The organism is Thermococcus aciditolerans (genome assembly GCF_008152015.1).
GTDB lineage: Archaea > Methanobacteriota_B > Thermococci > Thermococcales > Thermococcaceae > Thermococcus > Thermococcus celericrescens.
This window is the reverse complement of the sequence record NZ_CP041932.1, coordinates 997923-1010851: the sequence shown is the minus strand read 5'-3', so window position 1 is coordinate 1010851 and position 12929 is coordinate 997923. Positions and strand designations below refer to the sequence as shown.

The window sequence follows — 12929 nt, the reverse complement described above, 5'->3', positions numbered from 1 at the left end:
TTCTGTGTTCATTTGATTTATACCTAAAAGAGTGCTGCTATCCAAATCAAGAAAAGGATTAAGAGCGATTCAAATCTTGATCGGCGCACCAAAGGCCCTGTCTCCGGCATCGCCAAGGCCTGGGAGTATGTAGCCCTTCTCGTTCAGCTCCCTGTCTATCGCCGCCACGAATATCTCAACGTCCGGGTGGGCTTCCTTTATTCTGCTTATCCCATCCGGTGCTGCCAGAACGCCAACTATGACGTAGCGCTTGGCATTCCCGTACTTCTTGACCTCGTCGAGAACCTTGATGAGGGTTGAGCCCGTCGCTATCATGGGGTCGGCTAGGATAACCGTGTCGTCCGGCTTTACCTGGGGCACCTTAACGTACTTCATCTCTATCTCAAACTTGGGGGCCTTGCTGCGGGAGGCGGATACGATGCCGACCCTGGAGTGGTCGAGAACCTTGATGAGGCCCTCCATGAGGGGTATCGCCGCGCGGAGGACCGTGATTATGATGACGTTGCGCCTGTCCTTTATCAGCGTTCCCTCGGTTTCTTCGAGCGGGGTCTTTATGGGGACCTTCTCGATTTCCATGGTCTTCGTCAGCTCGTAGGCCATGTAGCGGCCGAGCTTAACGAGGCCCTTTCTGAAGGCTATCGGTCCGGTTCTCTCGTCCCTGAGCTCCGTCAGTATTTCCATGATGAATGGGCTGTCCTCAAAGGAGTAAACACCTTCCCAGCGTTCGTCCCTCTTCATGTTCCCACCATTCGCCACTTGGGGCGGAGGGTTTATCTGTTTTTGGGTGGAAGGCCCCTTCTGAAAGGGAGGGGATGAAAGCCCGAAAGCCTTAAATATGAAACCTATTAAAAAATAATAGGTGAGCTTCCACGTACCTCACCCAAAAGAACCACCTCAGAGTTGATAAGAAAACATACAAAATCCTCCGAACACTAACCTACCTCTCCAAAAGCCTCTACAACCTCACGCTCTACACGGTCAAACAACACTACGAGCTGAACGGCACTTTTCTCCCCTACGCGAAAGCCTACCACCTCGTAAAGGACAGCGAACCCTACAAACTCCTGCCAAGCCAACCAGCTCAACAAACAATGAAAATCGTGGAGAGGAACTTCCGCTCCTTCTTCCACGTCCTCAACGAGCGGAAAAAAGGAAACTACAACCGCCCGGTAAGGCCACCGAAATACCTTCCCAAGGACGGCCACTTCGTCCTCATCTTCCCCTACCAATCCTTCAGAGTCAAGGGCGACAGGATAATCCTGTCCCTCGGCAGGAACTTCGCCAGAAAATACGGGGTTCAGCACCTCGAATTCACCCTCCCGAAGAACGTCAGGAGCCACAGGATAAAGGAAGTCCGTATCCTGCCGAGATACAATGCGTTATGGTTCGAGATAGAGTATGTTTACGAGGTCGAACCCGAGAAGAGGGAGCTGGACTACTCAAAATACCTCGCCATCGATTTGGGTGTTAATAATTTTGCCACTTGTGTGGACACCACCGGGACGGCCTTCATCATTGAGGGTCGGGGGTTGAAGAGCTTCAACCGGTGGTGGAACAAGGAGAAAGCCCGCCTCCAGAGTCAATATGACAAGCAGGGGATAAAGTTTGGAAAGAAGATGGCTTGGCTTTTGAAAAAGAGAAGGAACGTGATTAACGACTTTATGAACAAGGCTGTAAGCCACATCGTGAACTACTGCCTCGAAAACGGAATTGGCAACATTGTCATTGGAGAACTGAAGGGGATAAAGCAGAACGCCAACCTTGGGAAGAAGAACAACCAGAATTTCCAGTACATTCCGTTCGGCCTTTTTAAGCGGAAGTTGAGGGTCAAGTGCGAGTGTTACGGGATTACCTACGTTGAGGTTGATGAGGCCTACACGAGTAAGGCTGACGCCCTCGCTTTGGAGCCGATTGAGAAAAAGGAGGAATACCTCGGGAGGCGGGTTAGGAGGGGTTTGTTTCAGTCCTCGACTGGGACTTTAATTAACGCCGACGTGAATGGGGCGTTGAATATTTTGAGGAAGGTAGCCGGCGATTCGCCCGTTCGGGCGATAGCCGGTAGTGGCCGTGTGAACCGGCCTGTGAGGGTGAGGCTACCTTGGGGTGGTCTCACTCCTCACGAAACCCCGTCCGTAAGGGCGGGGTAGTTCACTGGCCTTCCGCATGCCAATTCAACCCCATAATGTATCAGTTTTTTGACTCTTCCTCGATTATCCGCCTCATCCAGCTCCCCCTCAGGAACCACGCGAGAGCGACCACCGCCGCTATGAAGTTGCTCATACCCATGCCGAAGAACACACCCTTGCTCGTGAAGTCGAAGAGCTCCGCGAGGGGAATTCTAACGGAGATGATCCGGTGGACAATCGGTACCATCACGGAGAAAGCCAGGGCTGGAACGTAGCCGAAGGCGTAGCTGAGGGGAATCCTCAGTCCCCAGAGACGGAATATTCCAAGGGCCATGCTCTTCTTGGTATGGCCTGCGGAGCTGAAGGTTCTGTTCACGACTATGAAGATGCCGTTGAAGAAGGGCACGGAAATCAGGAAGTACTTGAGAACCACCTCGCTCTCCCTGATGACCGCCGGATCGTTCAGGAAGAAGCGGAACACCTCGACGCGGAAGAGTCCGATGACGGCTATGGCAAGGCTGGCTATCGCGAAGTTTATGACCATCGTCCTCTCCGCTATCTTCTTTGCCCTCTTGTAGTTCTCCGCCCCGACGTTCTGGGCTATCATGGTTCCCATCGCCATGCTTATACCCCTAGATATGCCCGTCAGGAAGTTCACGAGGCGGGTGGTTATGGTGTAGGCCGCGTAGGTAACGTCGCCGAAGCCGAAGATGATTCTCGTGAGTATCACGAATCCAAAGCTGTTTGCGGACTGGCCTATACTCGATGGGAGGCCGACCCGGAAGAGCTTTCCGTAAAATTCAAAGTCTGGCTTGAGGCTCTCAACCCTCAGGCTTATCCCAACGCGGTCTGTGAAGAGGAGGTAGAGTCCAATGGCCGCTCCCACGACGTTGGCTATAACGGTCGCCAGCGCCGCCCCCGCCACGCCGAGCTCCGGAAAGCCCAGCCAGCCGAAGATGAATAGGGGGTCCAGGATTATGTTTATCAGCACGGTGAGGAGCGTTATCTTGACGGGCGTCTTTGTGTCGCCCGCGGCCCTCATGAGGGCACCAAAGGCCATGAACGCGAAGGAGAACGGCAGTCCAAGGAAAACTATGGTGGCGTAGGTCAGGGAGTAGGGGTACACGTTCTCGCTCACGCGCATAAAGTGGAGGGCGTAGGGGAGGATCAGGAGGGCTGTCACGGCCGTCGCGACCGAGAAGAACGTCATGAGTGAGTAGAGCGCCCCCGCGGAGCGGTTTGCCTTTTCGTACTCCTCAGCGCCTATGTACTGCCCCACGAAGGCGAAGCCGGCGGTCGTGAAACCCAGCCCGAGGGCCATCAGCGTTCCTATTATCGGCCAGACCGTTCCCGGGGCTGAGAGTGCCTCCCTCCCGAGTTTACCTAGCCAGAAGGTGTCCGTTATGTTGTACACCACCTGAACCAGGTTGTTTACTATGAGCGGTCCCGCGAGGATGAGGAGGGTTTTCTCTATCGGGCCGTTCAGTATCTGGTCCCTCATTCTCTGGATTTTCTCACCCTTCATCTTCACTCAGACCGCAATCGAAACGCTGCTATAAAAGGTTTATGATTTTTTCTGGCCGCAGATTGTCCTCAAAAACGCCCTCAGGAAGTCAAGCCCGCCCCCCTGGTTGACCACTCCCGGATGAACCGAGAGGTAGAAGGGAATCCCATCCTCAGATGCTTTCCTGTAGTCATGGAGGGCGACGGACAGTCTGTCATCCACCTGGTTCTCGCCTATATACCACGTGTACTCACGGTTCCATATCCTCTGCCGGGTTCCGTTGGGAAGTATGAGCCAGTTGGGCATGACAACGGTGAGGTTGTGCTCCAGAATGGCCCGGAGGGATTCGTTGTTGAGCGCCCACGCGGGCGGGAGGAAAAGGGTGAGGTTGCCGAACCCGAGGGAGTTCATTAGGGCGGTGGCATTGTCAAGCTTCCCGTTTGCCGTCTCGTAGGAGCAGTTGAACTCGTGGTAGGTGTGCCCGTAGCCGTGGAGCTCCACCCGGTAGCCCCTCCGCTGGAGTTCATGGAGATAGTTCACAAAATCGGGGTGGTTCCGGAGGCTCCACTCGTCCCAGTAGTGGGTGGTGTCAAAGACCGGAATCACGAAAAGAACGGTCCTGTTGGAGTAGTTGTACTCATCGAGAACCGCTATAATCTGCCTGAGGTCATCGAAGTAATACGGAGTGACGTCGTGGACGAGGATTAATGGCCGCTCGTTGAGGGTTTTCTGTCCCTCTTCGTCCGGTGGGGGAGTGTACGGGGCGTGATGAGTGACGCTCCCGGCTACGACCGTCAGAACGGCCAGGATGATGAGCATGAGGGCGAGGCGCCTGGTCCCCAAGGGGTTCACCTGATGATGCTCTGCATCTGAATGATAAAAGGTTTACTGTCTCTGGGAGTGCCCCTCCTCTATGATGCGGCTCATCCAGCTCCCGGTCAGGAACCAGGCGAGAGCAACAACCGCGCCGAGAACGTTGCTCAGGCCCATTCCCAGCCACATTCCGGCGGTGTCCTTCACGAGGATTCCAAGGCCGTAGCTGAGGGGAAGCCTCAGCCCCCAGAGGCGGAGCATGCTCAGCACCATGCTCTTCTTGGTGTGTCCTGAACTCTGGAAGACGTTGTTTACCGCCGAGAATATGCCGAAGAAGGGCAGCGATGCGGAGAAGTACTTGACGACCTTTGCGCTCTCCGCTATTATCGCCGGGTCCTTGATGAAGAAGCTGAATATCTCGACGCGGAAGATGGCGAAGAGGAGCGTCCCAACGCTCAGGATGGCAAAGTTTATCGCCATTGTCTTCTCAGCTATGGTTTTGGCCCTCTCGTAGAGCTTTGCCCCAACGGTCTGGCCGACCATCGTACCCATGGCCATGCTTATTCCGTCCGAGAAGGCGAACATGAAGTTGGTGAGCCTGTTGGTTATGGAGTAGGTCGCAAAGGCCACGTCGGCGTCTCCGAACTGGCCGCCCAGGGTGAAGATTATCCTGGTGAGGATGACGAAGCCGAGGGCGGTGGTGGACGAGCCTATGCTCGAGGGTATGCCTACGCGGAAGATGCGCTTGTAGAACTCCCAATCCGGCTTCAGGCCCTCTATTGTTAGGTGTATTCCCACCTTTCCTTTGAAGAGGAGGTATCCGCCAACGAGCGAGCCGAGGCTGTTGGAGAACATCGTGGCTACGGCAGCACCGACGACTCCAAGCTCCGGAAACGGCCCCCAGCCGAATATTAGGAAGGGATCCAAGACCAAATTAAGAAGCACGGTGGCTATGTTTATCTTGACCGGTGTTTTGGTGTCGCCTATAGCCCTCAGGAGGAAGTTGAAGGCAAAGAGCGTGAAGGCGAAGGGTATTCCAGCGAAGATGACGCGGGTGTAGTTGAGTGCGTAGGGATAGACGGTATCGCTCACGTTCATGAACTCGAGGAGATACGGGGCGGAGATGACGCCGAATATCCCAACTCCAATCGCGAAGAGCATCATGAGGGAGTAGAGTGCTCCCGCCGCGCGGTTGGCCTTGTCGTACTCTCTGGCCCCGACGTACTGGCTGACGAAGGCGAAGCCGGCGGTTGCAAACCCCATTCCTATGGCCATGAAAAACCATACCAGCGGCCACGCCGTTCCCGGGGCGGCAAGCTCCTCCCTTCCAAGCTTGCCCAGCCAGTATGTGTCGGTGAGGTTGTACAGAACCTGAACGAGCTGGTTTACGATTAGAGGATAGGCTAGCACGATGAGGGTCTTGGCTATGGGTCCGCTGATGATCTGCTCTCGCATTGCCTCTACTTCACGCCTCATTGAGATGGCTATCGAAACGTGTGTATAAAAGGCTTATGGTGGATAAAAGAGCCAGCTCGGGGAAGAACGGCGATATCAAGGTTCAGAAAATGTCTATCAAAAACGAATAGATAGAAAAGAGGAAGCCAAAAGGCTTCACTCGCGGAGGGCCTTCCTGGCGGCCTCGAGCCTGAGCCTGGCCTCTTCCCTGGCGACGGTCTTCCTGACGAGCTCGACGGCGTCCGGGTTGGCGCTGACGCTGTCGATGCCGAGCCTGACGAGGAGCTTGACCATCCTCGGGTCGCTGCCGGCCTGGCCGCAGATGCTGGTCTCGACGCCGTACTTCTTGCAGGTCTTGATGACGTTCTCGATGAGCTTGAGAACGGCCGGGTGCTTCTCGTCGTAGAGCTTGAAGACGCGCTCGTTGTCCCTGTCGATGGCGAGGGTGTACTGGGTGAGGTCGTTGGTACCGAAGCTGACGAAGTCAAGGCCCTCCTTGATGAGGTCCTCGATGATGAGGGCGCTGGCCGGGGTCTCGATCATGACGCCCCACTCGACGTCCTTGTGCGGAACGAGGCCGACCTCAAGGGCGATCTCCTTGGCCTTCCTGACCTGCTCAGGGTGGCTGACGAGCGGGAGCATGACGCCGATGTTGTCGTAGCCCTCGTCGACGAGCCTCTTGATGGCCTTGAACTCGGCCCTGAGGAGCTCCGGCTGGTCGAGACCGCGCCTGATTCCTCTCCAGCCGAGCATCGGGTTCCTCTCGTCCGGCTCCTCCTCTCCGCCCGGAAGCTCGCGGAACTCGTTGGTCGGGGCGTCGAGGGTCCTGTACCAGACGCGCCTCGGGTAGAAGGCCTCGACGACGGTCCTGATGCCCTCGACGAGCTTCTCGACGAGCTCCTCCTCCTTGCCCTCCCTGATGAACTTGATCGGGTGGGCGCCTATGCCGAGGATCATGTGCTCAGCCCTGAGGAGACCGACACCGTCGGCGCCGGTGGCTGCAGCGCGCTCAGCGACCTCCGGCATGGAGACGTTGACCTTGACCTCGGTGGCGGTGACGAGCGGGGCACCGGCAACGACGACCTGGCCTCCAGCCTTCTCTTCCTCCTCCTTCTTGACGAGGCTCTTGACTATGCCCTCGTAGACGACACCCCTGGTACCGTCGACGGTGACGAGCATGCCGTCCTTGAGGAGCTTGGTGGCCTCCTTGGTACCGACGACGGCCGGGATGCCGAGCTCCCTACTAACGATAGCGGCGTGGCAGGTCCTTCCGCCCTCGTCGGTAACGATGGCGCTGGCCCTCTTCATGGCCGGGACCATGTCCGGGTTGGTCATGGTGGTGACGAGGACGTCGCCCTCCTTGACCTTGTCGATCTCGCTCGCCTCGAATATGACGACAACCTTACCGGCACCAACGCCGGGTGAAGCTCCAAGACCCTTGAGAATGACGTTCATCTCCTCGGTCATCTCAGCCTCCTCCGTCTTAACCTCATCCTTAAGGGTGGTGATCGGCCTGGACTGGACGATGTAAAGCTTGCCGTCGTCCTTGTCGTAGGCCCACTCGATGTCCTGCGGCCAGCCGTAGTGCTCCTCGATCTTGGCACCGATCTTGGCGACCTCGATGATCTGCTCCTCGGTGAGAACCTGCTTCTCAACCCACTCGGGGCCGAGGTGGTCGGCGACCTTGACGTAAACGGTGCCCTTGCCGGTCTCCGGGTTGCGGACGACCATGACCTCCTTCTTGGCGATGTACTTCTCCTTTATCTTCCAGGTGCCCTTCTCGACGATGTACTCGTCCGGGGAAACGCTGCCGCTGACGACGGCCTCACCGAGGCCCCAGGCGGCGTTGATCATTATCTCGCTCCTGTCGTTGGTGACAGGGTTGGCGGTGAACATGACACCGCTGGTCTCGCTGTTGACCATCTTCTGGACGACGGCGCTGAGGTAAACCTTGCTGTGATCGAAGCCCTGCTTGGCCCTGTAGAAGGTAGCCCTGGCAGTCCAGAGGCTGGCCCAGCACTTCTTGACCTTGTCTATAACGTCATCAACGCCGTAGACGTCGAGGTAGGTCTCCTGCTGGCCGGCGAAGGAAGCCTCCGGGAGGTCCTCGGCGGTAGCGGAGCTCCTAACGGCGACGTAAACGGCGTCCTTGTTGTACCTGGCGCTGAGCTTCTTGTAAGCGTCCTCAATCTCCTGGGCGATCTCGGGGAGCATCGGGAGCTCGATTATCTTCTGCCTGATCTTGGCGGTGTTCTCCTGGAGCTGCTTGCTGTCATCGACGTTGGTCTCGGCGATGACGCCCATAATCCAGTCCTGGAGAACGGTACCGTCCTCAAGCTTAACGTTCTCGACGAAGTACTTGTAGGCCTCGGCGGTAACACAGAATCCGGGCGGGACGGGTATTCCCGCGTTGGTCATTTCTCCGAGGTTGGCACCCTTTCCACCGACGAGGGGAACGTCGGTCTTCCTGAGGTCCTCAAACCATCTTATAAACTTGTATTCGCTCATGCGAATCCCTCCACAATCGTTTACTGCGGGTGATATATCGAAGGTTCATATTTAAAATTAACTATCCAGAGGTGTTCTCCAGCGTACAGGAATGAAAGGGAAAGCTAATGTGTCCATCGGCGCTTTAAGGTACCCTAATCCTTCTTTTTGATGTATATCTTGAACTTTCCGTCGTAGAACTCCATAGCCAGATCATAGTTTCCGCTCTCCTCGATGTTGAGATGGTCCGTCGGCTCCTTCAGTATAATGGTGTCGTAGTACCCCCTGGAGATTTTGTCGCGGACGCTCTTCCTGTCGAGCAGCATCTCCACGGCGGCGTGGGGGTAGTAGAAGCCCGCCACCGTGTACATGTCGGGTGAGACGAGGATTCTTTCCCCATCGTAGTTTATTACGGCGTAGCCTATGACCTCCGACTGGTATCTCCCGAATTCGTTCCACGTCTCCTTTAATCCCCCCGCCCGGGTGGCTATTGGCACCGTTAGTATCAGCGACAGGATGAGAACGACAAGGGCCGTGCGGCCTACCCCGATTCTCCTTCCTGTTCTCTCGGAGACTGCCGTGATGATGTCCCCGGCCAGCCACACTCCCTCCGCCGCCAGTATCCCAATCGCCGGTGAGAGGAATGTTATGAAGCGCGTCTCCTTGTGGGTGACCGTCAGTATTCCCATGAGGCCCACGAAGAGCCAGCTTATGAGCAGCCAGCCTTTGTCATCCTTTTTGAGCCTGATGAAGCCCAGGACTGCGAGTGCCGGGAGCAGAAGGCCAACGTCCTCACGGAGCAGGTGCAGGTAGTCCGAAACCGAAACGGGCCTGTCGAGCGTCACCACCCTCGATGCCACGCTGAACGGTCTGAAGGGACCGCCGTAGTGCAGATTACCCATGTAAAGCCATGGGGCGAGGGTGAGGCCGAGGAGGATGAAGCCAACCCAGTACTCCCTCTTTTTGACCCATTCCCAGTGATCTGTGAGCCACAGATATGCGAGGAATACTCCGAGTATGGAAAGCCCGGTGTAGCGGGTCAGGATGGCGAGGCCCGCGGATACGAAGGATAGGTATATCCTGTATGGGACGCCTCTCTTTCTGCCCGTGTAGAGCAGATAGACCGCCAGGGTGTAGAAGAATGTAAATTCGCTGTGCACGAGCTCCCTGGTTGCCATGGTGAACGCCAGGGGGTTGAAGATGTAGAACAGACTCGCGGCGATGCCTTTGAAGGGGTCCCCGAACATCTCCACCGTGAGCAGGTAGGTCAGCGCTGCGGTTAATGCGAAGAACAGCATCGAGACTGTCCGGGCAACGGTGAGCTGTGCGTATGGCTCATGGATGGAGTGGTATGGAAGCGAGAGAGTGTACGGGTAGAGCGGCGGCCGGTACATCATGTAGATCCCCTGGTAGGTGAAGTCCGTGATGTCCTCCGCGAGGTTCCTTGCTATGTCTATGTAAAGCGCGCCGTCGTATGTTATGGTGTTTGATGGGGGCATCGTCAGCAGGCTGACGCACAGGGCCAGGAGGAATGGAACCAGGAATATCAGTGACTTCTTTTCCATACATCCACCTCCACTGACAGATACGCCAGGAAAGCCATGGCTGAGAGGAAGAACGCGTCCACCCCTATAGGAACCATCAGGGTCATGAGGGTCACCGACAGGACCGCGGTTGGTCTTCTTCTCTCCGCGTCCGCGAGTGCCATCCCCAGGAAGGCCCCCTCAATCAGTCCAAGGAGCCCGAAATCGTAGGCGGGCTGGCCGAAAAGCGTGTATGTGTACCCGACGTCCCGCCCAAAGAGGGAGCCGACGTAGCCCTTGGGATCGGTTGAGAACAGTATTCCCCTCTCCCCCCAGGGCATCCCGAGGTAAAAGAGCCTTTCGTAAACTGTGTACGTCACACCGGGTCTGTAGAGAAGGGTCTCAAAGAATCCCAGGCTCCATCCGGGATACGTCCGAACGGTGGTGTAGTACCTTATCACAAACACCGCGAGGAGGGTTAGGAGCACGGCTCCAATTATGAAGTAGCGCCTCCTCCCCCGGATGCCCGTCTTTGCATTTCCCCGCTGCACCATCCGCAGGAAGTAGGCCAATGCCACAGCCAGTCCCACCGTCCGGAAGGTCGAGACCGCCGCTATTGTCTCCCCCAGGAGGAACATCCTGAAGTCCGGCTTCAGGGACAGCACCACAACCGTGAAGTAACCCGCTGCAAGGTAGAACAGCCTGAAAACGGAGTACCTTGCCTCCGGTCTGAGGAGGGGCACGGCCCCCGCGGCTACGGGTATTATGAAGAGCACGAGTACGACGAAGGTCAGGATGATCCGGAGCTCTCTGCGGGCGTTCTCGGGGTTACTCTCAACGCCGCGCGCTTCGTAGTATATAATCACCTCCGTGGCTCCGATTATGGCCAGTGCCAGGATGAGGCCCCACCACCCAAGGAGGGACAGAACAACAACCAGCACCGCCAGGTAAAGCTTGGTCTTGTAACCATCCCCCAGCTTTCCGCTCAGATGATACGAAACCGCGATAACCCCGATAAACGTCAGTGCGTATGCCAGGGGTGCCGTCCCAGGCCCGGGCAGGAGGTCTGAGTACACGGTTTTTGAAATCAGGGCCGTGATGAGGTAAAGAATGGCCGACGCCCAGAAGACGGTGCTGAGCCTCATGACCCGATCCCACCGGGTTCCCTCTTGGCGCTCCTCCACCCTGTGATGATTATGTACGCCCCGAGGCCGAAGAGAAGGTACACCGGGAGGTCGAGTATCCCGGTCTCGACGCCGACGATACCGTAGGCCAGGGTTGAATAGTAGAGGGTCATCGTAACCGGATGAACTGCCCTTCCAATCATCCCGTAGTAAACGCCGAGCAGAAATCCCTCGATGACAGCAAACACTCCAAAGTCCAGATACATGCCTCCTAGGAGGGTGGGAGTTATGGTGACGCCCGTGTGCACGTAGAGGAACTTAGCCACAAGTCCTCTGGGCGAATATCCCCCTGCTAGGTACGATTTTATTCCAGACCACTGGAGGTAGCCGTGGTAGAGGCCGTTCCACCCTGCCCTCCACACTATTATATCCAGGACTGAAGTCGAACTCTGAACACGGATCCACAGGCTTCCCAGTGTTTCGCCCCTGAGGAATGTTACCCCAAGCCCAAGGATGATGAGGGCCACTATGGCAGCGGCAGCGTGTTGGAGTCTGATCCTTCCCCCTCCCCTCATCCCTTCGTAGTATGCGGCGCCGAGGGCTATAACGCTGACGAGGACGGGGGTTCTGTAGGCGTAGAGCGCAACCGCAATGGGATACATCAGGGCGTATCTCCTTCCCCTCAGGAACAGGTATACGCTGGAGGGCACGCCGAGGAAATAAGTCAATGCAGTGAGTCTGGGGTTGAGGCTGGTCCTCACGGAGGGGTGGAGTAGTGGAACGCTCCGAAGCATCAGAATCTGCAGCCCTATTATCGCTATCGAGATCCAGAACGCCCATACTATGTACCTCTCATCGATATCCAGCCCCAGGTCGTCCCATCCTATCTCGGCTCCCCTGTAAATTCCTAGGATTATTGAAACTGCAAACGCCACGCCCATCGCCATCGTCTTCGGCTCTGCCAGACCGAGGGATATGAATCCAATGAACAGCAGGGGGATGAGGAGGGGCAGTCTCTTCATCCAGTCCTCACCTCAATGATCTTCAGGGGCAGGTTTCTCTCCTCCGAGTTCACGCAGAGTGTCCCGTAGAGGTACACCCTGTAGTCGCCAAGGGACTCCTTGAGAAACTCTATCGGCACCATGTTGGTACTTATAACCGCCCCGTTGCCGCTCACCTGGTTTATCGTGACGGAGCCGTATGAGAGGTAGTCGGCCCGGTACTTGAGCATCCCGAGCTGTATTGGGCTTATCTCTCCCTCTATGTAGATTATGCCGCTGAACCTCTCGGAGTAGGCGTCAACGGTTATGTTATCGATTATGCCATTCAGCTCCCCCAGCCGCGGGGGAAGCTCGTAGACGTAGACCTTTCCGCGGTAGTCCACCTTTATGAGCCTGGCCCTGAGGTCTTCCTTCGTGGCACTTGGACCGCCCACGCTCAGCACCTTTCCATCGGATATGATGTTTATCGTTGATCCCTGGACGCTCAGAAGTGTTCCGGTAACGGTCTCGCCTTCAACGGTCTCCACGATTATCGTTACGTTGAATCCCTTGGTCAGGAGTCCAAAGGCATGGTTGGCGGCTTCGTATATTTCGCCGCCCTGATAGTGCTGTGTGTAGTAGTTGAGGGCCAATCCGAGGATCGCCACGATCACAACAGCGGCCAAAACCTTCTCTCTGTCCATACGTTCTCACCACGCTATCCGCTAGATTCATGTGCTGCTCTGCTCAGTTTTATATGTTTTGGTGAATTTCACATCCCTCATTGGTGCGGTATTCTTCAAATCACATGGTATAGTGTTATTTCATGGCGATTGGCGCGATACGATACGATCTTTGATGTCTATAACTAGCCACCACAGGTATTACATGTGTGACTAAGCCTGTTAGGTCACTCC

Annotated in this window: 9 protein-coding genes and 1 pseudogene; 1 reads left to right on the top strand and 9 read right to left on the bottom strand. The window is 56.3% G+C overall.

Going from position 1 to position 12929, the window contains the following annotated elements; genetic code table 11:
- Positions 1-69: 69 nt before the first annotated feature.
- Positions 70-738 carry a uracil phosphoribosyltransferase gene (upp, locus tag FPV09_RS05530; RefSeq protein WP_148882669.1) on the bottom strand — a complete coding sequence of 223 codons (669 nt, stop codon included), beginning with the start codon at positions 736-738 and terminating at the stop codon, positions 70-72.
- Positions 739-896: 158 nt separating this feature from the next.
- On the opposite strand from upp, the pseudogene FPV09_RS05525 reads away from it, so the two are divergent.
- A pseudogene (locus FPV09_RS05525) lies at positions 897-2147 on the top strand (RNA-guided endonuclease InsQ/TnpB family protein); the annotation flags it as partial.
- 40 nt (positions 2148-2187) lie between these two features.
- On the opposite strand, the gene FPV09_RS05520 reads toward FPV09_RS05525, so the two are convergent.
- From FPV09_RS05520 to FPV09_RS05485, 8 genes are all read right to left on the bottom strand, one after another.
- Complete coding sequence (locus FPV09_RS05520) at positions 2188-3651, bottom strand: MATE family efflux transporter (RefSeq protein WP_148883711.1); 1464 nt, start codon at positions 3649-3651, stop codon at positions 2188-2190.
- 39 nt (positions 3652-3690) lie between these two features.
- Positions 3691-4482 (bottom strand): DUF2334 domain-containing protein, encoded by a 792-nt coding sequence (locus tag FPV09_RS05515; protein ID WP_246112327.1) that lies wholly within the window; start codon positions 4480-4482, stop codon positions 3691-3693.
- A gap of 33 nt (positions 4483-4515) precedes the next feature.
- Positions 4516-5919, bottom strand: coding sequence for an MATE family efflux transporter (locus tag FPV09_RS05510; RefSeq protein WP_168194736.1), 1404 nt, complete (start codon positions 5917-5919; stop codon positions 4516-4518).
- Between the two features lie 135 nt (positions 5920-6054).
- The gene (ppsA, locus tag FPV09_RS05505; RefSeq protein WP_148882667.1) at positions 6055-8406 is read right to left on the bottom strand and encodes a phosphoenolpyruvate synthase; all 2352 of its coding nucleotides are present in this window, start codon (positions 8404-8406) and stop codon (positions 6055-6057) included.
- A gap of 134 nt (positions 8407-8540) precedes the next feature.
- The gene (locus FPV09_RS05500; RefSeq protein WP_148882666.1) at positions 8541-9950 is read right to left on the bottom strand and encodes an ArnT family glycosyltransferase; all 1410 of its coding nucleotides are present in this window, start codon (positions 9948-9950) and stop codon (positions 8541-8543) included.
- The gene (locus FPV09_RS05495; protein ID WP_148882665.1) at positions 9932-11053 is read right to left on the bottom strand and encodes a hypothetical protein; all 1122 of its coding nucleotides are present in this window, start codon (positions 11051-11053) and stop codon (positions 9932-9934) included. The genes FPV09_RS05500 and FPV09_RS05495 overlap by 19 nt, the downstream gene beginning before the upstream one ends.
- Positions 11050-12054: a hypothetical protein gene (locus FPV09_RS05490; protein WP_148882664.1), complete on the bottom strand. Its 1005-nt coding sequence runs from the start codon at positions 12052-12054 to the stop codon at positions 11050-11052. The genes FPV09_RS05495 and FPV09_RS05490 overlap by 4 nt, the downstream gene beginning before the upstream one ends.
- Entirely contained in the window at positions 12051-12716 is a 666-nt protein-coding gene (locus FPV09_RS05485) for a hypothetical protein (protein ID WP_148882663.1), read from the bottom strand. The genes FPV09_RS05490 and FPV09_RS05485 overlap by 4 nt, the downstream gene beginning before the upstream one ends.
- Between the last annotated feature and the right edge of the window lie 213 nt (positions 12717-12929).